This is a genomic window from Thioalkalicoccus limnaeus, assembly GCF_041197575.1.
GTDB lineage: Bacteria > Pseudomonadota > Gammaproteobacteria > Chromatiales > Chromatiaceae > Thioalkalicoccus > Thioalkalicoccus limnaeus.
Genome location: NZ_JBDKXB010000003.1, coordinates 24243 through 46528, shown reverse-complemented (window position 1 = coordinate 46528; position 22286 = coordinate 24243). Strand labels below are relative to the sequence as shown.

General features: G+C 64.9%; 20 protein-coding genes. 4 read left to right on the top strand and 16 right to left on the bottom strand.

Going from position 1 to position 22286, the window contains the following annotated elements:
* Positions 1–1452 (top strand): TrkH family potassium uptake protein, encoded by a 1452-nt coding sequence (locus tag ABC977_RS03245; protein WP_369665802.1) that lies wholly within the window; start codon positions 1–3, stop codon positions 1450–1452.
* Positions 1453–1819: 367 nt separating this feature from the next.
* Here the strand turns inward: ABC977_RS03245 and ABC977_RS03240 are convergent, their stop codons facing one another.
* Positions 1820–2188 carry a hypothetical protein gene (locus ABC977_RS03240; RefSeq protein ID WP_369665801.1) on the bottom strand — a complete coding sequence of 123 codons (369 nt, stop codon included), beginning with the start codon at positions 2186–2188 and terminating at the stop codon, positions 1820–1822.
* Positions 2189–2388: 200 nt separating this feature from the next.
* Between ABC977_RS03240 and ABC977_RS03235 the strand changes: the two genes are divergently transcribed.
* Positions 2389–3234, top strand: coding sequence for an SDR family oxidoreductase (locus tag ABC977_RS03235; RefSeq protein ID WP_369665800.1), 846 nt, complete (start codon positions 2389–2391; stop codon positions 3232–3234).
* 243 nt (positions 3235–3477) lie between these two features.
* On the opposite strand, the gene ABC977_RS03230 is transcribed toward ABC977_RS03235, so the two are convergent.
* On the bottom strand, positions 3478–4533 hold the full coding sequence (locus tag ABC977_RS03230; RefSeq protein WP_369665799.1) for a sigma-54 interaction domain-containing protein: 1056 nt from the start codon (positions 4531–4533) through the stop codon (positions 3478–3480).
* A 47-nt stretch (positions 4534–4580) separates the two neighbouring features.
* The gene (locus ABC977_RS03225) at positions 4581–5027 is read right to left on the bottom strand and encodes a hypothetical protein (protein ID WP_369665798.1); all 447 of its coding nucleotides are present in this window, start codon (positions 5025–5027) and stop codon (positions 4581–4583) included.
* Positions 5028–5337: 310 nt separating this feature from the next.
* On the opposite strand from ABC977_RS03225, the gene ABC977_RS03220 reads away from it, so the two are divergent.
* Together ABC977_RS03220 and ABC977_RS03215 are read left to right on the top strand one after the other, a co-directional pair.
* Positions 5338–6246, top strand: a complete 909-nt coding sequence (locus ABC977_RS03220; RefSeq protein WP_369665797.1) for a sulfite exporter TauE/SafE family protein — start codon at positions 5338–5340, stop codon at positions 6244–6246.
* 375 nt (positions 6247–6621) lie between these two features.
* On the top strand, positions 6622–7509 hold the full coding sequence (locus tag ABC977_RS03215) for a hypothetical protein (RefSeq protein ID WP_369665796.1): 888 nt from the start codon (positions 6622–6624) through the stop codon (positions 7507–7509).
* A gap of 125 nt (positions 7510–7634) precedes the next feature.
* Here ABC977_RS03215 and ABC977_RS03210 read toward each other — a convergent pair whose 3' ends face one another.
* From ABC977_RS03210 to ABC977_RS03150, 13 genes are all read right to left on the bottom strand, one after another.
* Positions 7635–8183, bottom strand: a complete 549-nt coding sequence (locus tag ABC977_RS03210; RefSeq protein WP_369665795.1) for a GNAT family N-acetyltransferase — start codon at positions 8181–8183, stop codon at positions 7635–7637.
* Positions 8176–9612, bottom strand: a complete 1437-nt coding sequence (gene nuoN / locus ABC977_RS03205) for an NADH-quinone oxidoreductase subunit NuoN (protein ID WP_369665794.1) — start codon at positions 9610–9612, stop codon at positions 8176–8178. The genes ABC977_RS03210 and nuoN overlap by 8 nt, the downstream gene beginning before the upstream one ends.
* A 30-nt stretch (positions 9613–9642) precedes the next feature.
* Positions 9643–11157, bottom strand: coding sequence for an NADH-quinone oxidoreductase subunit M (locus ABC977_RS03200; RefSeq protein ID WP_369665793.1), 1515 nt, complete (start codon positions 11155–11157; stop codon positions 9643–9645).
* 21 nt (positions 11158–11178) lie between these two features.
* On the bottom strand, positions 11179–13173 hold the full coding sequence (nuoL, locus tag ABC977_RS03195; RefSeq protein ID WP_369665792.1) for an NADH-quinone oxidoreductase subunit L: 1995 nt from the start codon (positions 13171–13173) through the stop codon (positions 11179–11181).
* Between the two features lie 145 nt (positions 13174–13318).
* Positions 13319–13624 carry an NADH-quinone oxidoreductase subunit NuoK gene (gene nuoK / locus ABC977_RS03190; RefSeq protein ID WP_369665791.1) on the bottom strand — a complete coding sequence of 102 codons (306 nt, stop codon included), beginning with the start codon at positions 13622–13624 and terminating at the stop codon, positions 13319–13321.
* Complete coding sequence (locus tag ABC977_RS03185; protein ID WP_369665790.1) at positions 13621–14238, bottom strand: NADH-quinone oxidoreductase subunit J; 618 nt, start codon at positions 14236–14238, stop codon at positions 13621–13623. The genes nuoK and ABC977_RS03185 overlap by 4 nt, the downstream gene beginning before the upstream one ends.
* A 175-nt stretch (positions 14239–14413) precedes the next feature.
* Positions 14414–14905: an NADH-quinone oxidoreductase subunit NuoI gene (gene nuoI, locus ABC977_RS03180; RefSeq protein ID WP_369665789.1), complete on the bottom strand. Its 492-nt coding sequence runs from the start codon at positions 14903–14905 to the stop codon at positions 14414–14416.
* Between the two features lie 15 nt (positions 14906–14920).
* Positions 14921–15955, bottom strand: a complete 1035-nt coding sequence (gene nuoH, locus ABC977_RS03175; RefSeq protein ID WP_369665788.1) for an NADH-quinone oxidoreductase subunit NuoH — start codon at positions 15953–15955, stop codon at positions 14921–14923.
* Between the two features lie 4 nt (positions 15956–15959).
* A complete protein-coding gene (gene nuoG / locus ABC977_RS03170; protein WP_369665787.1) occupies positions 15960–18347 on the bottom strand; it encodes an NADH-quinone oxidoreductase subunit NuoG in 2388 nt (795 codons plus the stop codon).
* Positions 18348–18498: 151 nt separating this feature from the next.
* A complete protein-coding gene (gene nuoF, locus ABC977_RS03165) occupies positions 18499–19776 on the bottom strand; it encodes an NADH-quinone oxidoreductase subunit NuoF (protein ID WP_369665786.1) in 1278 nt (425 codons plus the stop codon).
* 3 nt (positions 19777–19779) lie between these two features.
* Positions 19780–20307 carry an NADH-quinone oxidoreductase subunit NuoE gene (gene nuoE, locus ABC977_RS03160; protein WP_369665785.1) on the bottom strand — a complete coding sequence of 176 codons (528 nt, stop codon included), beginning with the start codon at positions 20305–20307 and terminating at the stop codon, positions 19780–19782.
* Positions 20307–21563 carry an NADH-quinone oxidoreductase subunit D gene (locus ABC977_RS03155; RefSeq protein ID WP_369665784.1) on the bottom strand — a complete coding sequence of 419 codons (1257 nt, stop codon included), beginning with the start codon at positions 21561–21563 and terminating at the stop codon, positions 20307–20309. Before ABC977_RS03155 ends, nuoE begins: the two co-directional genes overlap by 1 nt.
* Positions 21556–22284 (bottom strand): NADH-quinone oxidoreductase subunit C, encoded by a 729-nt coding sequence (locus tag ABC977_RS03150; RefSeq protein WP_369665783.1) that lies wholly within the window; start codon positions 22282–22284, stop codon positions 21556–21558. The genes ABC977_RS03155 and ABC977_RS03150 overlap by 8 nt, the downstream gene beginning before the upstream one ends.
* Between the last annotated feature and the right edge of the window lie 2 nt (positions 22285–22286).

Sequence of the window (22286 nt, the reverse complement as noted above, 5' to 3'; positions counted from 1 at the left end):
ATGAAACCCTTGGTTGTGCTCAAGGTCCTGGGGCTGCTGCTGGTGGTGTTCAGCGCCACCATGTTGCCACCGGCCGTGGTTTCGGTGATTTACGACGACGGCGCGACCGCCGCCTTCCTGAAGGCCTTCGGCGTGATCCTCGCCATTGGCCTCGCCATCTCGCTGCCCATCTATCGCCACCGCTCGGAATTGCGCCTGCGCGACGGCTTCCTGGTCGTGGCGCTGTTTTGGTCCGTACTCGGTCTCGGCGGGTCCCTACCCCTGATCTACGCGCCGGATCCGGAGATGTCGGTCACCGACGCGATCTTCGAGTCGATGTCCGGCCTGACGACGACCGGCGCGACCGTGCTCACCGGGCTCGACACCCTGCCCCCGTCGATCCTCTATTACCGGCAACAGCTCCAATGGCTCGGCGGGATCGGGATCGTGGTCCTCGCGGTCGCGGTGCTACCGATGCTGGGCGTCGGCGGGATGCAGCTGTATCGCGCCGAGATCCCGGGGCCGATGAAGGACACCAAGCTGACACCGCGGATTACCGAAACCGCCAAGGCCCTGTGGTACATCTACCTCGGCTTGACCGTCGCCTGCGGCGTCAGCTATTGGCTCGCCGGCATGACCCCCTTCGATGCGATCGGTCACGCCTTCTCGACTGTCGCCATCGGTGGCTTCTCGACCCATGACCAGAGCATCGGCTACTTCGAAAGCGCGACCATCGAGATGATCGCGGCCGGTTTCATGCTGCTGGCCGGTGCCAATTTCACGTTGCATTTCCTGGCCTGGCACCGACGCGCGCCCCTGGCCTATTGGCGTGACGAGGAGTTTCGGCTCTATGTCGGGCTGATCACGCTAGTCGCGCTGACCGTCATCGCCGCGCTATGGCTCACCGGCACCTACGGCGACGGGCGCGACGCCTTGGTCAAGGGGATCTTTCAAACCGTTTCGATCGGCACGACCGCCGGCTTCACGACCGCCGAGTTCTACCACTGGCCGCCGTTCATTGCGATCCTGCTGCTGCTCCTGAGTTTCGTCGGCGGCTGCGCCGCCTCGACCGGCGGCGGGATCAAGGTCATCCGCGTGCTGTTGCTGATCAAACAAGGGGTCCGCGAGGTCAAGCGCCTGATCCACCCCAACGCCCAAATCCCGGTACGGATAGGCAATCGCTCGGTCAATCACCGCGTCGTCGACGCCGTCTGGGGATTCTTTTCGCTGTACGTCGCAAGCTTCGTGCTGATGTATCTGGCCCTCGCCGCGACGGGGTTGGATCTCGTTACCGCTTTCTCCGCGGTCGCCGCCTGCATCAACAACTTGGGCCCTGGCCTGGCAGGGGTCGGCCCCCATTACCAGGACATCCCGGATGCCGCGAAATGGATCCTGTGCCTGGCCATGCTGCTCGGACGCCTCGAGATCTTCACGCTGCTGGTACTGCTGTCGCCGAGTTTCTGGCGCCGGTGACCACCGCTCGCCGACGACCCGCCACCACGGTCGATGCCGACCGCCCTCGCCTTCTTGCCGTTGTTCGTCGCCACCCCGCGGCCGCGATCGCAACGGCTTTGGCAACTTTCGGCAAATAACGCACCAGGCTTACGCGGCTGTCGCTTGACGCACTAGGTGCGGCTTCAGCCGCACGAAGGCCACGATGGCCCTGGCCGCCTGGGCGAATGGCGTTGCGGCTGAAGCCGCACCTACAGCGCTTGTCACCGCTGATTGAGCCGCCGCGTGGGGCAGGCTGTCGCTAGGGCGCTGATTGGTCTGCGCTAGAGGCCGGCGGCGGGAAGCTGACTGTGCGACTTAGGTGGTATCTTATCTCGCGGGAGTTGCGTCAGCGATGTCCCTGATGCGACGGAGGCGCATCATCGAGCCATTCGCGGACAATGTACTGGCTGGCATGGACGGCCACCAGAACCATCACGATGGTGCCGACCGCGAGCAACCAGTATAGGCCGCGCACCGACTTGCGCCGCCAACGGCGCCAACGACCCCAGGACGGGTCCGGTGGCCCCGGGACCCGCGCGAAGGCATCGGCAAAGACGACGAACAGGAACGACCAGGTGAACAACACGAGCGCAGGGAAGAGCAGCCGATCACCTTGGGCCGAATCGAGCAGGAACAGCGCGAAAACGCCAACCAACGCCGCGGAGACCGCAACCGTAACCAACGCGATGCGAAAGCGCGCCAGCCAAACCGCCAATCGATGCATCCATTCGAGCATGGCATCATGCTGCCATCGTCGCGCGCTGACGGCAACTCGGCCCCTTGGCGCATCAGCGAATCCCCCGTGGCAACGCGCACCCGGGTGAAGTGCCCCTCTACCAGCCAAGGCGATCGGATTCACCCCAAAACATGAAAGCCGCGCGCGGGCTTTTCACACGACCTCCGAGACGGGACACCATGAACAACTCCCCCCGCAGTATCCTGATCACCGGCTGTTCGAGCGGCATCGGCCATGCCTGTGCCCACGGGCTAGCCCGGCGCGGCTGGCAGGTGATCGCCTCGGCGCGCCGCGGCGCCGACGTGCTGCGTCTCGAAGGCGAGGGACTGAGCACCGTGCAGCTTGATCTCGACGACCCGACCAGCATCGGCGCCGGGCTTGCCGCAGCGTTGGAGCGAACCGGCGGGCGGCTGGATGCGCTGTTCAACAACGGCGCCTACGGCCAATCCGGAGCGGTCGAAGACCTGAGCCGAGAGGTCCTGCGGGCGCAGTTCGAGACCAATCTGTTCGGTTGGCACGATCTAACGTGCCGGGTCATCCCGCTGATGCGCGCGCAGGGTCACGGGCGCATCGTCAACAACAGCTCGGTGCTCGGACTCGCGGCGCTGCCATACCGCGGCGCCTACGTCGCCAGCAAGTTCGCGCTCGAAGGGCTCACCGACACACTGCGGATGGAGCTGCACGGCACCGGCATCCACATCTCGCTGATCGAGCCAGGGCCGATCCTGACCCGTTTCCGCGCGAATGCCGAGGCGGTCTTCCGGCGCACGGTCGACGCAGAGCGCAGTCCGCATCGTGCCATTTACGAGAGCATGTTGCGACGGCTTCAGCGGGTCGGGGCGACCCAGCCCGGCACCCTGCCGCCGGAAGCCGTGCTGGACCGGTTGGTGCACGCGCTCGAGAGTTCACGACCACGGCCCCGTTACTACGTGACCTGGCCGACTCACCTCTTCGGCATGCTGCGCCGCGTGCTGAGCACACGCGCTCTCGATCGGGTCATGCGCCGTATCGGCGGACGCGGGTAGCTCTGTCCACGAGACGGCAGACCCGTCGCCCATGGGTTTTTCGGTCAGCGATGTGCGTCGATCGTGCCCGAGAACCAGGGGCGGCGGCGAGTCATAGCCGGCTCGATGGCAAGGAGCCGACAAGAACGCTAGCGGGTGCGAGCGTCGTGGATCGCGAGATAAACTCCATGCGTGACGGGCATATCTTCGAGCTTGACCGACGCTTGCGGCACGCCAGCCCAGCCGCAACGCCTTGCCGGCGCGTCATGGGCCGGGAACTCCGCGATACCGTCGCCAGTCGATTCGGAGTTTGCGCATCCGGGCACGCAGCGTATCCGGGTGGATCGCGAGCCGTCGCGCAGCGCCGAAAGGGCCTTCGATCCGCCCGAACGTCTGGGCGAGCGTGCGCTCGATATGCGCCTTCATCACCTGATCGAGCGGCGCGATCTGATCGGGATCCGCCTCGATTCCCGCGGCCCGAGGCACGGGGTGGACGATCGATCCGACACCAAGCGCGCGTTCGATCTCCAGGCAGCGCCCTTCGCCCAGGATCGCCGCGCGTTCGATGACCGCCGCCAGCTCGCGCACGTTCCCGGGCCATGGGTACTCGATGAGCCGATCCATTTCGACCGGAGATGGCAATTGCGGTGTGAGGCCGAGCCGCTCGGCGGCGCGCAGGGCGAAATGGATGGCCATCGGCGGGATGTCGTCCGGGCGCTCGCGCAGCGCCGGGAGCCGCAATGGGAAGACGTTGATCCGATACCAGAGGTCCTCGCGAAAACGTCCCTCGCGGACCATCGCGTGCAGGTCGCGATGGGTCGCGGCCACCAACCGCACCGCAACCCGCAGGGATCGCTGCCCACCGACTCGCTCGAAGGTGCCGTCCTGTAGAACCCGCAGCAACCGCACCTGAACGGCCGGGCTCAGCTCGCCGATCTCGTCGAGAAAGAGGGTCCCGCCATCGGCGCGTTCGAACCAGCCCTGACGCTGACTGGAGGCCCCGGTGAAGCTGCCGCGCTCGTGCCCGAAGAGTTCCGAGTCGGCGAGCTCCGATGGGATGGCCCCGCAGTTGACGCGCAGGAAGGGACCGGCATGCCGAGCCGAGCGCGCGTGAATGGCCCGCGCGATGACCTCCTTGCCCGACCCCGTTTCACCGAGTATCAGGACCGGCGCGTCGGAGCGGGCCACTTGATCGACACCGCGTAGCACCTCCTTGAGCCCTGATCCGGCACCAATGATGGTATCGGCGATGTCCTGGCGCCCCAGGCGGACCAAAAGAGAGCGTCGGTCCGCCTCGGCGGCCTCGCGCAGACTGGTCAACTCGCGGAGTTGCCGTTCGCGATGGACGGCGACCGCGATCGGTTCGCTCAGTGCGGCGAGGAGCCCTTCCTGGCCGGGCCGGAACCGCCCACCCGGCCCGGCGCGCCCAAGACCCAGGCGCCAAGCGGCGCCGCGTCGATGACCAGTCCGATCATCAGGATCTCTCCGCGCCAGCCTCTCGGAATCAAACCCGGGAGCCTGCGCGCCAGATCGGTGGCTGGCCCTCGCACGGGTCGCGCCGTCCGACACCAGGCCAGAAGGCGTTCCCAGGCGTCATCGGGCAAGGCCGCGACCGGCGACTCGGGTGCGGGATCGTCGTACGCGGCCAGAGGCGTGACGCGGCGGGCATCGGGATCGAAGACCAGGATGCGCATGTGTCGCAAGGGCAGGCATCCACCCAGCCCAAGCGCGATTGCGCCCACCGATGCGGACAAGGGGGCGTGGCCACTTGCGGCACGCCAAACCGCGAGTTCGACGTCGGTCACACTCGGCATCTTGTAAATATCCGCGTTATTCCGTGATATTTGCCGCTTTTTCTAGAGCATTTGCGGAAAGTCGACAACCATCCGCCGAAGATTCTACCAGACTCCCTTAAAAATCATTCCTAAACAGAGCCATAACAAACCTGGCCCGGTCCTTGAAATGATCGGATCGTAGGGCGTCGATCGATCGGATCGAGACCGGTCGAGACACTGACACCTTTGACGAACCGCGTCCGCGCCACGGCCCTGGGTGACACCAGATCGGGACCAGCCAATCGGCCATTGGATCACCGCGGATGGAGGCTTGACTGGAGTCGAACTCATGGTCCGCATCGCGATTTCCACAGTCGGCGATTTCTATCTCGGGCACCGCCGCCGTTTCCATCTATCGGGCATTCTGATCCTGGTCACGCTGGCGGCCTTCCTGGCGCGCGATCTGTTGAGCGAAGCCGGCTGGCTGGTCGTCTCCGACGAAGCCTTGACCACCACCGTGCTGGTCGCCGTCTTCTTCGCGGCCCTGGCCTGCGAATACCTGGATTCCAGCCTCGGCATGGGCTACGGCACCACGCTGACACCGCTGTTGTTGCTGGCCGGCTTCACGCCCTTGCAGATCGTCCCGGCGGTCTTGCTCTCCGAGCTGCTGTCGGGGCTGGCCGCCGGGGCCATGCACCATCGCGACGGCAACATCGACCTGTTCCGCAATCGGCCGGCACGACGCACCTTCGTCCTGCTGGCGATGCTGAGCACTGTCGGTGCCGTGACCGCCGTCGTCATCGCGGTCAAGATCCCCATCTTCTGGCTGACACTCGGGATCACGGTCATCGTCTTGACGATGGGTGTCGTGACGCTGCTCACCGCTGGGCGTCAGATCCGCTACCGGGTCGGTGGCATCCTCGGGATCGGCCTGATCGCCGCCTTCAACAAGGGGCTGAGCGGCGGCGGTTACGGCCCGCTCGTCACGTCTGGACAGGTCGTCTCGGGCGTACCGGCCAAGCAGGCCGTCGCCATCACCTCGATGGCCGAGGCGCTGACCTGCCTGGTCGGCCTGGGTGCCTATCTGGTGCTGGCCGGCGCGATCGACTGGCGTCTCACGCTGCCGCTCGTCGCCGGGGCGCTGCTGTCGGTGCCACTCGCGACCGCGACCGTCAAACGCCTGCCCGAAGACCTGATTCGCCGGGCTGTCGGGGGCATGACCCTGGGCCTGGTCTTGCTAATGAAACTCTTGGGTTGAGCGGTGTGGTCATTGCCAGATTGCAGTCGGTCGAAATCGGCCTTTTGGACATCCAAGAGGTTTCGCGAGAGCGGCCTGCCCATCCTGGTGGATGGCCGCGATCGGGTGCAGGCTCCAGAAAGCTTTGATGCGCCCATCCGGGAGGGGTATATCGTGATCCAACCACCGCGGCCCCGAAATACCCTGGCGAAGCTGCGCAGCGAAGCATGAGCCGCTCTGCCGGGGAGGGGGGACAACGGCGATTGGCACATCGATCCCGCACCCCCTCCTGGCCGCTCGTGGGCATCTTCTACCGCACTTCTGCCAGGCACGACAAAGCCATACAATGGCTTAGTCATCTCTTCCGAACCCCTTCGCCACCGGATACCGCGACCCATGCCTGCCCCCTCCGATCCGCTGCGTGACCTTTACAAGAGCCTGACGGGCCGCGGCGCGCTGCCGCTCGAACGGGATGATCCCTATTACGTCCCCATCCTGCAGGCAACGCCGGAGAGGGACCCGATCCTGATGCTCTGGCAGCGGCTCGACTGGGCCGAGTCCGAAAGCGTGCACCTGCTGACCGGCTTTCGCGGCAACGGCAAGAGCACTGAACTCAGGCGACTCAAAGCGCTGCTCGAGCAGCAGAGCGAGGCCCGGGTCTTTCTCGTCAACATGACCGATTTTCTCCTGTTGACCAAACCGCTGGAGCTGTCCGACTTCGTGCTGTCGCTGATGACGGCGCTCGGGCAGGCCGTCGAACGGGAGACGAGCCTGAACGCCCTGACGCACAGCTATTGGGAGCGGTTGCACGCCTTCCTGACCGCCGAGGTCCGGATCGATCTGTCCGACCTCGATCTGGCGGCCGTCTATCGGGCGCGGGTCACGGGCCTCGAGGTCCCGCTGCCGGCAACCGCCGAGGGACTGCTCGAAGGGCAGCTGCCGCGGCTGCTGAATCCGCCGACCTATGTCCAGGCGCTGAAGGGCCCGGTCTGGCTCGATCTGACGCGGCTGCCGGCAGATGACGGCACGCCGAGCCGGGCACGCCTCGCCGCGGATGTTGACAACGGTGAGGCCCTGCGCGACCTGTCCGTGTCGCTCGACAACGTCGGCCGAATCGATCAGGCGCTCGGCGACCTCGAGACCGCGCGCACGGCCTTCGGCGAGAGCCTGGACATCGCGAGGAGGCTCGCCCAGGCGCTGCCGAACCATAAGGACTTCGAAGGGCTTGTTAGCCGGTTCGAGCAGCGAATCGCGACGCTAGCCTCACGGTCCGAAGGCGACTGACCGAGCCGGCTGGCGATGAGTCCCGAGACGGGCTTGGCTGGCGCGGCGGTTGCGGCGCACCCAAGCCGATTGCGGTGGCCCTGCCGTTGCCGACCCACCCGAGGATCGCGCGATCGGGAGGCGGATCAGCGCGGTCTTGGTCGCGGGAGCCTCGGCGTCGCCACCGTACTGATCAGCAGACACCACATGGCGCCGAACTGCGGGTCCTCGAAGAGTCGGTCACGGACAAAGCCGGCCGCCTCGTAGGCGCGCAGCGCCGCGAGGTTGTCGACGGCCGTGCAGATCATGATCGCGGGGGGCGCGGGCGTGGCGCACAGCCGTCGCACCAAAAGCCGCAGCGCCTTCGATGCGACGCCGCGACCGAGGTAGGCCGGCTCGCCGATCGCGATGTCGATATCGAGCGTACCCTCGGGCAGATCACCGAGGCCGGCCTCGACGAGTTCATCACGCGACGGGATCTGCCATCGAACATAGCCGACCGGCCGTGCCGCGACCTCGATCAGGGCCTCGCCGCCGCCGACCGGCGGCGACAGCAGGTCATCGAGGTTGCGGGCCGGATCGCCCCACCAGCGCCGGACATGCGGGGCCGCGAGCCAGCGTTGCAACAGGGCCCGTTCCCGCCGCGCCGCGCACGGCGCCAGCGCCACCGCCCGTGTCAGTCGCGGTTCACGCAAAGGCCGCCTGGCACAGCGACAGCAACAGGGCCGGGAAGAGCCCGAGCGCCAGCACGCTGAGGCCATTGATCGACAGCGCGACACGGACCGCGCCGGAATCGGTCAAGGGCGCATCGGTCGTCGGCTTGTCGAAGTACATGTACCAGATTGCGCGCAGATAGTAGAAGGCGCCGATGATCGAGAAGATCACCGCGAGCACCGCGAGCCAGACCAGGCCGATGCTGACGATCGACTTCAGGACGAAGAACTTGGCCATGAAGCCGACGAATGGCGGCACGCCGGCCATCGAGAACATCATCAGGCCCATCAGCGCCGCGTACCAGGGATCGCGCTCGTTGAGCCCCTTGAGGTCCTCGAGGTTCTCCGCGTCGTAGCCCTTGCGGCTCAACACCAACAGGATGCCGAAGACGCCGGCCGCCATCACCGCGTAGACGATCGCATAGAACATCGCCGCGGCGAGCCCTTCCTGCGTCCCGGCGAGCAGGCCGAGGAAGATGAAGCCGACGTGCGCGATCGTCGAATAGGCCAACATGCGCTTGATGTTCGACTGGGCGATCGCGAGCAGGTTGCCGAGTCCCATCGACAACACGGCGAGGATCACCAGCATCCCCTGCCAATCGGCGTGCAGACCACCGAGACCGTCGACCAGCAGACGGACCGCGAGCGCGAACGCGGCGATCTTCGGCGCGCTGCCAAGCAGCAGCACGACCGGGGTCGGTGCCCCTTCGTAGACGTCGGGCACCCACATGTGGAACGGGACAGCGCCGAACTTGAAGCCGATGCCGACGACCAGGAAGGCCAAGCCGAAGACCAGGACCAGGTTGTCCAGACCCTGTTCGGCGACGACCTCGGCCACCGGCCCGAATTCGAGCGAGCCGGTCGCGCCATAGATCATCGAGATCCCGTAGAGCAGCATCCCGGAGCCCAGCGCCCCAAGCACGAAATACTTCATCGCGGCCTCGGCACCCTTCTTCGATTCGCGATCGAAGGCGACCAGCGCGTAAAGGCACAGGGCCAGCAGTTCGAGCCCCAGATAGATGGTCAGATAGCTATTCGCCGAGATCATGATCATCATGCCGAGCACCGCGAACAGCGCTAGCGAATAGTATTCGCCGGTGGCCAGGGCGCGATCGCGCAGATACTCGCGCGAGTAGACGAAGACGAACAGCGAGACGATCAGCACCATGACCTTGAGCGTATCGCTCAAGGCATCGCGCACGTATTGGCCTTCGAGGACCACCTGGCGTTCGCCGCCGCCGACGAGCAAGGTCACGGCGATCGCGACGACCAGGCCGATCAGCGTCAGGTTGTGGTTGATGCCCTTCTGCGCGTCCTTGACGTAGAGGTCGACCAGCAACAGGGTACAGGCCAGGACCAGGATGACGATCTCGGGCAAGATCGGAATCAACTGCGTGATATCGAATGTCATGGGTGTGTTCCGTTCGCTATCCGTTCTTGCCTACAGCTTCGAGAGGCCGATGTGCTCGACCAGGTTCTGCACCGTGACGTCCATGACCTCGAGCAATGGCGCCGGCCAAACGCCGACGATCAGCACGGCGGCGGCCAGCGAACCCAGCACGAACCGCTCCCGGGCGTTGATATCGGTCAGACCGGCGACGCCGTCATTGGCCACCGGGCCGAAGACCACGCGCTTGACCAACCATAGCGTGTAGGCCGCGCCGATGATCAGCGTCGTCGCCGCGAGGAACGCAAACCAGAAGTCGGCCTTGAACGCGGCCAGGATCACCAGGAACTCGCCGACGAACCCGGAGGTTCCGGGCAGGCCGGCGTTGGCCATCGCGAAGAAGACCATCAGGCCACCGAACACCGGCATCGTATTGATGACCCCGCCATAGTCGCCGATCTGTCGCGAGTGCAGACGGTCGTACAGGACGCCGACGCACAGGAACAGGGCCCCCGAGATGAAGCCGTGCGAGATCATCTGGACCATGCCGCCCTGGATGCCCATGACGGCCCCGGTCTCGACATCGGCGCGCTGGAAGATCGTGAAGGCGATGAAGAAACCGAGCGTCACGAAGCCCATGTGGGCGATCGACGAGTAGGCGATCAGCTTCTTCATGTCCTGCTGCACGAGCGCGACGAAGGCGATGTAGACGATCGCGATCAGCGACATCGAGATGATGAGCCAATCGAGGTAACTGCTCGCATCGGGCGTGATCGGCAGCGAAAAGCGCAGGAATCCATAGCCGCCGATCTTGAGCATGATGGCCGCAAGGATCACCGAGCCGCCGGTCGGGGCCTCGACGTGCGCATCGGGCAACCAGGTGTGCACCGGCCACATCGGCACCTTGACGGCGAACGCGAGGAGGAAGGCGACGAAGATCAGGATCTGCTCGGTCAGGCCAAGCGGCAACGCGTGGAAGTCGAGGATGCTGAATGACTCGGCCTGGAAGGCCATGTAGATCAGCGCGACCAGCATGAAGACCGAGCCGAAGAAGGTGTAGAGAAAGAACTTGATCGTTGCGTAGATCCGATTCGGACCGCCCCAGACCCCGATGATGATGAACATCGGGATCAGCATCGCCTCCCAGAAGACATAGAAGAGGATCGCATCGAGCGCTGAGAAGACGCCGACCATCAGGCCCTCCATGATCAGGAAGGCGGCCATGTAGTGCGACGGCTTGTAGGTGATGACCTCCCAACCGGCGACGATCACGAAGATGGTCGTGAAGGTCGTCAGCAGAATCAGCGGCATCGAGATGCCGTCGACGCCGAGGTGATAGTAGACCTCGAGGCCCGGTATCCAGGGGATCCGCTCGACGAACTGCATCTGCGCCGTCGAGCTGTCGAACGCGAACCACAGCGGCAGGCTGACGACGAAGGTCAGGACCGCGAAGGCCAAGGCCACCTTCTTCGAAAGTTCGGCGGCGCGATCGCCGCTAGCCAGCACCGCGATGCCACCGAGGATCGGCAGCCAGATGACCAGCGACAGAAGAGGAAGATCGATGTGCATGCCTGTCCGTCTCCCTTGGCCTCAGAACGTCACGAAGATCGTCAGCAGGACGACCAGGCCGACGATCATGGCGATGGCGTAGTGATAGAGGAAACCCGTTTGGATGTGGCGGAACCGCGCCGCGAGCCAGCCGACCGTCCGCGCCGAGCCATTGACGAGACCCTCGTCGATCAAACGCCGATCGCCGGTCTGCCACAGCGCTTGACCGAGGATCCGACTGCCGCCGGCGAAGACCCGCTGGTTGAAATCATCGAAGCCGTACTTGTTCTGCAGCAGCCTGGCGACCGGCCCGGCGCGCCGTTGCAGTTCCTCGTCGATGTTCGGATTGCGCCGGTGCAGATACCAATAGACGTAGGCCGCGACCGCGAGCCCACCCATCGCGAGGTAGAAGGGCGGCATCATGATCCCGTGCAGGATGAAACCCCACTGATCATCGTAATAGGCCCCGACCTGCGCGAGTGTGTCGCGTTCCGGGACGACCAGGATCGCGTCCTGGAACCAGCCGCCGAACAGCAGCGGTTCGACCGCGTACCAGCCGATGAAGATCGACGGGATCGCGAGCAGGATCAGCGGGATCGTCACGACCCAGGGCGACTCGTGCAGATGATGGCGCGCGTGTTCGTCCATTCGCGGTTGGCCATGGAAGACCAGGAAATACATCCGGAAGCTGTACAGGGCGGTGACGAAGACCCCGACCGTCAGCAAGAGCCACGCATAACCGGCCCCGAAGATCTGCGAAGCACCGACCGCCTCGATGATCGCGTCCTTCGAGAAGAAGCCGGAGAACCCGGGGAAACCGATCAGGGCCAGGGAACCGATCAGCGCCGTCAGCCAGGTGATCGGCATGTACCGGCGCAGGCCACCCATCGAGCGGATGTCCTGCTTATGATGCAGCGCGATGATCACGGAGCCCGCCGCGAGAAACAGCAACGCCTTGAAGAAGGCGTGGGTCATCAAATGGAAAATGCCGGCGGCATAGGCCGAGGCGCCGAGCGCCGCGACCATGTAGCCCAACTGCGACAAGGTCGAATAGGCGACGACCCTTTTGATGTCGTTCTGCACCAGCCCGATCAGGCCCATGAACAGCGCCGTCGTGGCCCCGATGATCAGCACGAACGACAGGGCCACCTCCGAGAGCTCGTAGAGCGGCGACATCCGCGCGACCATGAAGATGCCGGCCGTGACCATGGTCGCGGCATGGATCAGCGCCGAGATCGGGGTCGGGCCTTCCATCGAATCGGGCAGCCAAACATGCAGCGGCACCTGGGCCGATTTACCCATCGCACCGATGAACAGCAGGATGCAGATCAGGGTCATCAGCGACACGCCGCCGAACAGGGCCACCTGCGTGTCGACCAGGTCCGGGGCCATCGCGAAGACCTCGACATAGTCCATGGTGCCGAAATACATCGCGATCGCCGCGATGCCGAGGATGAAGCCGAAGTCGCCGACGCGATTGACCAGGAAGGCCTTCATGTTCGCGAAGATCGCTGATTCGCGGTTCGACCAGAAGCCGATCAACAAGTACGAGACGAGACCGACCGCCTCCCAGCCGAAGAACAGCTGCAGGAAGTTGTTCGACATCACCAGCATCAGCATCGCGAAGGTGAACAGCGAGATATAGCTGAAGAAACGCTGATAGCTGTTGCGGCCAGCCAAGGAACCCTTCGGCCAATTGTGCTCGTCGTCGGCCATGTAGCCGATCGTGTAGACATGGACCATCAAGGACACGAAGGTCACGACGGCCATCATGACCGCGGTCAGCCGGTCGACGAGGAAGCCGATCTCGAAACGGATGCCATCGCTGACCAGCCAGGTGTAGACAGCCCCGTTGAAAACCGCCTCGTCATCGAAGATGAAGCGCTTCAGGACATAGAGCGAAAGGATCGTCGAGAGACCCACGCCGAGGGTCGTCACCCAATGGGCCCCAGCACGCCCGATGCGGCCACCGAGGAAGCCGGCGATGAGCGCGCCGACGAGCGGCGCGAGCACGATGGTCAGGTAGAGATTTTCCATGACTTGTCTGTGCCTAGTTGAGCCGAAACCGACCGCGACGAATGCCGGGCAGGCCGTCGAACCGGCGGATTACCGCACGTTGAGATTGATCCCGCGAACGCGGGTCCGCACCGGCGCACGTATCCAGCGCCGCCGCGTGACCAGGTCAACCCTTCAAGGTATCCATGTCCTGTACATTGATCGTCTGGCGGTTGCGGAACAGCACCACCAGGATCGCCAATCCGATCGCCGCTTCCGCCGCTGCCACGGTCAGGATGAAGAACACGAAGACCTGACCCGCCATATCCTCGAGGAAATGCGAGAAGGCGACGAAGTTCATGTTCACCGCGAGCAGCATCAACTCGATGCACATCAGCAGCAGGATGACATTCTTTCGGTTCAGGAAGATACCGGCGACGGAGATGGCGAACAGCAGGCCGCCGAGGATCAGATAATCAGCCAGTGTGATCATGGCGCCTTCACCTTGCCCTCGGCGGGCATCTTGACCAACCGAACACGATCCGGTCCCTTCTTGACCCGAACCTGTTGTGCCGGATCCAGGTACTTGGTGTCGGAGCGGCGACGCATGGTCAGCCGGATCGCAGCGACGATCGCGACCAACAGGATCGCTGCGGCGATCTCGAACGGGTACAGGAACTCGGTGAACAGCGCCAGGCCCAGGGCCTCGGTGTTGCTGTAGTCGGCCGGTGCCGGCGACGGCTTCGCGAACTGCTCGAGACCAAAGGTGCCGGGGCCGACGATCAGGATGATCTGGACGGCCATCGCCGCGGCGACCAAGAGTCCCAGCGGCAAATGCCGAATGAATTGAGCGCGCAGGGCCGCGACGTCGACGTCGAGCATCATGACGACGAACAGGAAGAGCACCATCACGGCGCCGACATAGACGAGCACCAGCACGATACCGAGGAATTCGGCCTCGATCAGGATCCAGAGCACCGCGCTGCTGATGAAGGCCAGGACCAGATACAGGACCGCGTGCACCGGATTGCGACGGGTCACGACCATGCCGGCCGAAAACAGCGTGATGGCCGCGAAGACGTAAAAGAGAAACTTCTCAAACCCCATGATCAGATCCGTTCTTTATTGAGATTGAATTCCTCGGGCGAGCCATCGCCGGGCGGTCAGCGATGACCGCGCATCAGCAACATGCCCTCAGCGCGCCTTCCCCGATGCTCGGCCCCTCTCCCATTGCCGGCCCACGCCGACATCCCAGTCCGGCCGGCGCATCGCGCGGCGCCCGTCATCGATAGCGGGCATCGGCCGCGCGGGCCGCCGCGATCTGGGCCTCGTACTTGTCGCCGATCGCCAGCAGCTTCTCCTTGGTCATGATCTGCTCGCCGCGTTCCTCGAAGTGATACTCGTAGATCCCCGTCTCGACGATCGAATCGACCGGGCAGGATTCCTCGCAGAAACCGCAATAGATGCATTTGAACAGATCGATGTCATAGCGCGTCGTCCGTCGCGAACCATCGGCCCGCGGCTCGGCCTCGATCGTGATCGCAAGCGCCGGGCAAACCGCCTCGCAGAGCTTGCACGCAATGCAGCGTTCCTCGCCGTTCGGATAGCGGCGCAGCGCGTGCAGGCCGCGGAAACGTGGCGAGATCGGCGCCTTTTCCTCCGGGTACTGAACCGTGAACTTGCGCTTGAACAGGTAGCCCCCGGTCACACGCAGGCCCTTCAGCAACTCCACCAACAGCAGGCTATTGAGATAATCTCGGGCGGCTCGCAGCATGGCTGCCTCCTCCGTTCAGGCCGCCCACCAGGGCGGCAACTGATAGATCACGGCCAGACCTATGACCAGGATCCAGGCAATCGTGATCGGGATGAAGACCTTCCAACCCAGACGCATGATCTGGTCATAGCGGTAACGGGGAAAGGTGGCCCGCAACCACAGGAACACGAACATAAAGAAGAGGGTCTTCAGCAGTAGCCAATGGAAGCCGTCGTCGAGCAGGAAGACACCGTCGACCCAGGCCTGCGGAAATGGCGACAGCCAACCGCCGAAAAACAGCAGCGCGGTCAGAACCGAGATCAGGATCATGTTCGCGTACTCGGCGAGGAAGAAGACGGCGAAGCCCATCCCCGAGTACTCGACATGGAAACCAGCGACGATCTCGGATTCCCCCTCAGCGACATCGAACGGTGCCCGGTTGGTCTCGGCGACGCCGGAGATGAAATAGACGCCGAACAAGGGCAGCAGCGGCAACCAGAACCAGGTCAGCAGGCTGCCGCTTTGGGCCGTGACGATGGCCCCGAGATTCAGGCTACCGGCCGCGACCAGGACACCGACCAGCGCGAACCCCATCGCGATCTCGTACGATACGATCTGCGCCGCCGACCGCATCGCGCCAAGGAACGCATACTTCGAGTTCGACGCCCAACCGGCGATGATGATGCCGTAGATCCCGACCGAGGTCAGGGCCAAGACATACAAGAGCCCGGCGTTGATATCCGCCAGCACGACGCCAGCATCGAACGGGATGACGGCCCACGCAGCCAGTGCCGGCGCGATGGTCAGGACCGGGGCGAGCAGGAACAGCCCCTTGTTCGCCTTTGACGGGATCACGATCTCCTTGACCATCAGCTTCAGCGCATCGGCGATCGGCTGCAACAGACCGCGGAAACCGACCCGGTTCGGCCCGATACGCACCTGGATGTAGCCGATGACCTTGCGTTCCGCGAGCGTGTAATAGGCGACCAGCGCCAGCAAAGGCAGCAGGATCGCGATGATCTTGATCAAGATCTGCAGCACCACCGGCATGGATGTCCAGAGTTCCATCATCGCGTTACACCTTTTCCAACACCAGAGGCCCGACCGACTCCCCAAGCGCCTCGCTGCCGGCGACCCCGGCCGGGATCCGCGCGCAACCTCGCGCGACTGCCTCGTCGAACCGGACCGGTGCCTCGACTCGCGACTCGCCCTGGCGGATCAGGACCCGACCCTGGCCGGTCAATCCGAGACGCTCGCCTTCGTCCGGGTGCAGAGTCACGGCCAGGCATTCGGCCAACGGCGCGCGCTGCAACGCCGGGGCCCGGCGGACGACGGGATCGACGGCGTAGATAGGGACCGGGCCGACGCGCCAAAGCCCCTCCTCGATGGCGTGCTGCGGCGGTCCGGCGGCCAGGTCGCCGAGCGGACTGTTGTCGAGCGCGACGCCGCCAACCGCCGCTTGCAGCTCCGCCAGGACCTCGGCATCGGAGTTATGCCCGAAGCCATCGAGTCCAAATTGATTGCCGAGCACACGGAGGACCTTCCAGCCGGGCCGCGCCTCGCCAGGCGACGGAACGATCGCGCGGAAGCCCTGCCAATGGCCGGCGAGATTGACGAAGGTCCCCGGGGTCTCGGCGAAAGCGGCGATCGGCAGCAGGATGTCGGCCAGTTGATCGAGGGCCGGCGTGCGGAAACTGGTACAGGCGACGACCAGCTCGGCGCCGGCCAGGGCCTGGCGGGCCTGGGCCGGGTGATGCACATCCAGATCGGGCTCGAAACCCCAGAGCAGATAGGCGCGGCAGGGCGCAGCGAGCATCGCGGTGCTCGCCAGGCCCGCCGACCCCTCGAGCGGCTGGCCGCCCGGGCCACGATGCGGCACCAGCCCGGCCAGATGGGCGCCGACGGCATTGGCCCCGGGCATCAGATAGCCAACGCGCGCCCCGCAGGTGGCGCCGACCGCGTGGGCAAGAGCCTCGAGCCGGCTGTAATCGGGGTGGGCCATCGCCAACGCACCGAGCAGGATCAGCGCGCCGCGCTCGGCGCCGGCGCGCAGCCCTTCGGCAATTCGAGCATGTCGCGGTTCCGCCTCGGCGGCGCCGAGCAGATCGGCGATCTCCCCGCCCTCCGAGACGCCAAGCACCTTGCCGATCGCGGCCAGGTCGCGCAGCATCTCCGCTGGGTTCGCGACCAACTGCTCGCTCGCGAAGGTCAGCGGCACTCGGTAAGGATGGATCAAGGCCACCTGCCCACCGGCCAGGACGGCCTTGCGCAGCCGATGCGCCAGCAGCGGCTGTTCGTGGCGGATGTCGCTGCCGATCAGCAGCACACTGGCCTGCCGCTCGAGCTCGGAGAAGGTCACCCCCAGCCATGGGCGGGCCGGGCCGGCAACATCGGCGCGGACATCCTGCTGACGCAACCGATGATCGAGGTTCGGGCAGCCCAGTCCCCGCATCAGCTTCTGGGCCAGGAACAGCTCCTCGAGCGTCGCGTTCGGGGACATCAGCAGACCGACGCTCGCCGCATCGGCCGCGGCACGGGCCTCGAGCCCGGCTGCCGCCAGATGCAGCGCATCGGCCCAGGACACCTCGCGCCACACACCGTCGCGCTTGGCCAACGGTGTGTGCAACCGGTCCGCGGAATTCAGGCCTTCGTAGCTGAAGCGGTCGCGGTCGGAGATCCAGGTCTCGTTGACCGCCTCGTTGTCGCGCGGATGGACGCGGATCACGCGCCGACGGCGGACATGGACCTGAATGTTCGAACCGACGCCATCGTGCGGCGCGATCCCGCCAGCCGAGGTCAACTCCCAAGCCCGCGCCTGGAAACGGTAAGGCTTCGAGGTCAGCGCACCGACCGGACAGAGATCGATGACATTGCCGGACAGTTCATGCGCGACCGTGTGCGACACGAAGGTCCCGATGCGCATGTCCTCGCCGCGTCCGGTCGCGCCCAATTCGCGCACGCCAGCGATCTCGGCGCCGAACCGGACGCACCGCGTGCAATGGATGCAGCGGGTCATATCGGTCGCGATCAAAGGACCCAGGTCCTCGTCCTTGACGACTCGCTTGCGCTCCGTGTAGCGCGAGACGTCGGCCCCATACCCCATCGCGACATCCTGGAGCTCGCACTCGCCTCCTTGGTCGCAGATCGGGCAATCGAGGGGATGGTTGATCAGCAGGAATTCCATCGTGCCGCGTTGGGCCTCGAGCGCCTTCGGCGAACGTGTCTGCACCTTCATGCCGGGCGCGACCGGGGTCGCGCACGCCGGCACCGGCTTCGGAAAGGGCCGACCACCCTGCTCCGCCTCGACCAGGCACATACGGCAGTTGGCCGCGATCGACAGCTTCTTGTGATAGCAGAATCGGGGAATGACGATGCCGACGCGGTCGGCCACCGCGATGATCATCTCACCGGGCTGGGCCTCGCAGCTGCGGCCGTCGATTTCGATGGTGACCTTATCCGTCATTGATCTCTCTCGATGAGCGGCCCGTTTGCGATCCCTGGGCACTGGATGGCTCCGACAGCGGGCACTGTCCTCGGCAGACCAGCCTCGATTGACGCGCGACGATCTACCTCCAGGCGCGACGACATCGGTCTCACGCCGCGGTTCGGCAGCCTTAGGCCGCCAGCGGGGTCCCATGCACGATCAGATGCTCGAACTCGTGCCGGTAGTGTTTGACGAAGCTCTGCACCGGCATCGCGGCCGCATCGCCCAACGCGCAGATGGTGCGGCCACCGATGCGGCCAGCCACGCTGTCGAGCAGGTCCAGGTCGGCGAGGCGACCCTGACCGTGCAGGATCCGATGCAGCACACGGGCCAGCCAGCCGGTGCCTTCGCGGCAGGGCGTACACTGGCCGCAGGATTCGTGCGCGTAGAAGTGCGAGAGGTTCGCCAGGACTTTGACCATGCAGGTGCCCTCGGCGATGACGATGACGGCGCCGGAGCCGAGCATCGACCCGGCCTTGGCCAGCGAGTCGTAGTCCATGTCCGTATCCATCATGATCTCACCCGGCACCACCGGTACCGATGAGCCACCCGGGATCACCGCCTTCAGACGCCGCCCGTCCTTGACGCCACCGGCCAATTCGAGCAGATCCCGGAACGGGGTACCGAGCGGGACCTCGAAGTTGCCGGGGCGGTTGACCTCCCCGGTGACCGAGAAGATCTTGGGTCCACCGTTGTTCGGCCGACCCTGTTCGAGAAACCAGCGTCCGCCCTTCTCGAGGATCACCGGGACCGACGCCAGCGACTCGGTATTGTTGATCGTCGTCGGCCGACCATAGAGACCATGCTGGGCCGGGAACGGCGGCTTGAAGCGCGGCTGCCCCTTCTTGCCCTCGAGCGACTCGAGCAACGCGGTCTCCTCGCCGCAGATGTAGGCGCCGGCGCCCAGGTGCGTGTAGAGATCGAAATCGACCCCGGAACCGAGGATGTTCTTGCCGAGCAGACCGGCGGCATAGGCCTCGGCGACGGCCTCGTCGAACCGCGCGATCGGTTCGTAGAACTCGCCGCGGATGTAGTTGTAGCCGACCGTCGCACCGATGCAATAACCGGCGATCGCCATGCCTTCGATCAGCTGATGCGGATTGAAGCGCAGGATGTCGCGATCCTTGCAGGTGCCCGGTTCGCCCTCGTCGGAATTGCAGACGATGTATTTCTGACCCGGCGCCTTTCGCGGCATGAAGCTCCACTTGAGGCCGGTCGGGAAACCGGCCCCGCCGCGCCCGCGCAACGCCGATTCCTTGATCTCGTTGATCAACAGATCCGGATCGATCCGTTCCTTCAGGATCCGCTCCCACTGCGCATAGCCACCGATCCCGCGATAGGTCGCGAGCGTCCACGGCCGATCCAGGTGCAGCGTGCGAAAGCAAACGGTGTTCTGATTCGCGACCATCACCTACTCCAGCTCGTCGATCAGCTTGTCGAGGGCCGCCGGGCTCAGCTTCTCGTGATAGGTCTGGCCGACCAGCACCGCCGGCGCGTCGCGGCAGGCCCCGAGACACTCGACCTCCTTCAGCGTGAAGCGACCATCGGCGGTCGTCTGGCCCGGTCGGACCCCGTAACGCTCGGTCACATGCTCGATCAGCGCCTCGGAACCATTGAGCAGACACGACACGCTGTTGCAGACACAGACCTTGTGGCGCCCGACCGGCTCGAGGTCGTACATCGAATAAAAACTCGCGACCTCGTAGACGGCGATCGGCGGCATCCCGAGATAGGCGGCCAGATCGTCCATCAACTCGCGGCTGAGCCAACCGCCGTTGTGTTCCTGCAGCAGGGTCAGGGCCGGCATCACCGCCGATTGCTGCCAATCGGACGGATAGCGGGCCACGAAACTGTCGATCGCCGCGCGAATCTCGGCCGTGAACAGTTGGTCCTTGTCGACCGATCGTGCGTCGGCCACGGCTAGATTGTTCGCGCTCATCAGCGATCGATCTCCCCGAATACGATGTCCATGGTCCCGATGATGGCCACGGCGTCGGCCAGCATGTGGCCGCGCGCCATCTCGTCCATCGCCGCCAGATGCGCAAAGCCGGGGGCGCGGATCTTCAGGCGATAAGGCTTGTTCGCGCCGTCGCTGACGATGTAGCAGCCGAATTCGCCCTTCGGCGCCTCGACGGCGGCGTAGACCTCGCCGGGCGGAGGACAGTAGCCCTCGGTGAAGAGTTTGAAGTGATGGATCAGGGCTTCCATGTCATCCTTCATCGCCTCGCGACTCGGCGGCATCACCTTGTGATCGTCGATCGCGACTGGACCCGGATTCGCGCGCAGCCAGTCGATGCATTGGCGGATGATGCGATTGGATTGGCGCATCTCCTCCATACGCACCAGGTAGCGGTCGTAGCAGTCGCCATGGCCGCCGACCGGGATGTCGAAATCGACCTGATCGTAGACCGCATACGGCTGTTTCTTGCGCAGATCCCAGACGACGCCGGAGCCGCGCAGCATCGGACCGGTAAAACCGAGCTGCACCGCCCGCTCCGGTGACACGACGCCGATGCCGACCGTGCGTTGCTTCCAGATCCGGTTGTCGGTCAACAGCGTTTCGTACTCGTCGACACAGGCCGGGAAGCGGTCGGTGAAATCGGCGATGAAATCGAGCAGCGAGCCCTCGCGCGCCGCATTGCGCTCGGCGATCTCCTTGTCGGAGTGCCAACGCGAACCGGTCTGGTACTTCGGCATGCTGTCCGGCAGATCGCGGTAGACGCCGCCGGGCCGGTAGTAGGTCGCGTGCATCCGCGCCCCGGAGACCGCCTCGTAACAGTCGAGCAGATCCTCGCGCTCGCGGAAACAATAGATGAAGACCGACATGGCCCCGATGTCGAGCGCATGGGCACCGAGCCACATCAGGTGGTTCAGGATCCGCGTGATCTCGTCGAACATGGTTCGGATGTACTGGGCGCGGATCGGCGCCTCGACCCCGAGCAGTTTTTCGATCGCGCGGACATAGCCATGCTCGTTGCACATCATCGACACATAGTCCAGACGGTCCATGTAGCCGATGCTCTGGTTGTACGGCTTGGATTCGGCGAGCTTCTCGGTGCCCCGGTGCAGGAGCCCGATGTGCGGATCGGCCCGCACGATGACCTCGCCATCCATCTCGAGCACCAGGCGCAGCACGCCGTGCGCCGACGGATGCTGGGGGCCGAAATTCAACGTGTAGTTGCGGATCTCAGGCATCGTCGGCAACCCCTTCGGCCGCGGCCGGGCGCCCATCCTTCAGATAGCGGCTGTCGCCCCGGATGACCTTGGGCACCAAGACCCGAGGTTCGATGCTGACCGGCTCGTAGACGACCCGCTGTTGCTCGGGGTCATAGCGCATCTCGACCTGACCGCTGAGCGGAAAATCCTTGCGGAACGGATAACCGATGAAGCCGTAATCGGTCAGGATTCGCCGAAGATCCGGATGGCCGTCGAACAGGATGCCATAGAGATCGAAGGCCTCGCGTTCGAACCAGTCCGCCGCGGCCCAGATCCCGCGCACCGAAGCGACCATCGGCTGGCCGGCCCCCGCATAGGCGCGCACGCGCAGCCGCCGATTGAAATGCAGCGACAAGAGATGGATCACGACCGCGAAACGCTGGGGATCGTCCAGGGCCAATGTCTCGATCGGCGCCAGTCCCCGACCGAAACCGCTGGTCGAGGCATCAACCGTCTCCCATTCCGCCTGTCCATGGGCGGCATAGTCGACCCCGCACAGATCGATCAGCTGCGCGAAGCAAAGATCCGGCGCATCACGAAGGGTCTGCGCCACCGTAAGAAGCTGCTCGGCGGGCACGACGAGCGTGACCTCGCCCCGATCGCACAGGATCTCGCAGCCAGTTTCGCCAAAGTGCGAGGTCAGTGCCGACACGAGCGTGTCGATCCTGGCATCGCCGGAGGTCGGTTCCTGGTGTGCCATAG

Coding starts and splice junctions, on each gene's coding strand:
- ABC977_RS03245 (WP_369665802.1), top strand. CDS start 1: ATGAAACCCTTGGTTGTGCTCAAGGTCCTGGGGCTGCTGCTGGTGGTG.
- ABC977_RS03235 (WP_369665800.1), top strand. CDS start 2,389: ATGAACAACTCCCCCCGCAGTATCCTGATCACCGGCTGTTCGAGCGGC.
- ABC977_RS03225 (WP_369665798.1), bottom strand. CDS start 5,027: ATGCCGAGTGTGACCGACGTCGAACTCGCGGTTTGGCGTGCCGCAAGT.
- ABC977_RS03220 (WP_369665797.1), top strand. CDS start 5,338: ATGGTCCGCATCGCGATTTCCACAGTCGGCGATTTCTATCTCGGGCAC.
- ABC977_RS03215 (WP_369665796.1), top strand. CDS start 6,622: ATGCCTGCCCCCTCCGATCCGCTGCGTGACCTTTACAAGAGCCTGACG.
- nuoN (WP_369665794.1), bottom strand. CDS start 9,612: ATGACATTCGATATCACGCAGTTGATTCCGATCTTGCCCGAGATCGTC.
- ABC977_RS03200 (WP_369665793.1), bottom strand. CDS start 11,157: ATGCACATCGATCTTCCTCTTCTGTCGCTGGTCATCTGGCTGCCGATC.
- nuoL (WP_369665792.1), bottom strand. CDS start 13,173: ATGGAAAATCTCTACCTGACCATCGTGCTCGCGCCGCTCGTCGGCGCG.
- nuoK (WP_369665791.1), bottom strand. CDS start 13,624: ATGATCACACTGGCTGATTATCTGATCCTCGGCGGCCTGCTGTTCGCC.
- ABC977_RS03185 (WP_369665790.1), bottom strand. CDS start 14,238: ATGGGGTTTGAGAAGTTTCTCTTTTACGTCTTCGCGGCCATCACGCTG.
- nuoI (WP_369665789.1), bottom strand. CDS start 14,905: ATGCTGCGAGCCGCCCGAGATTATCTCAATAGCCTGCTGTTGGTGGAG.
- nuoH (WP_369665788.1), bottom strand. CDS start 15,955: ATGATGGAACTCTGGACATCCATGCCGGTGGTGCTGCAGATCTTGATC.
- nuoG (WP_369665787.1), bottom strand. CDS start 18,347: ATGACGGATAAGGTCACCATCGAAATCGACGGCCGCAGCTGCGAGGCC.
- nuoF (WP_369665786.1), bottom strand. CDS start 19,776: ATGGTCGCGAATCAGAACACCGTTTGCTTTCGCACGCTGCACCTGGAT.
- nuoE (WP_369665785.1), bottom strand. CDS start 20,307: ATGAGCGCGAACAATCTAGCCGTGGCCGACGCACGATCGGTCGACAAG.
- ABC977_RS03155 (WP_369665784.1), bottom strand. CDS start 21,563: ATGCCTGAGATCCGCAACTACACGTTGAATTTCGGCCCCCAGCATCCG.
- ABC977_RS03150 (WP_369665783.1), bottom strand. CDS start 22,284: ATGGCACACCAGGAACCGACCTCCGGCGATGCCAGGATCGACACGCTC.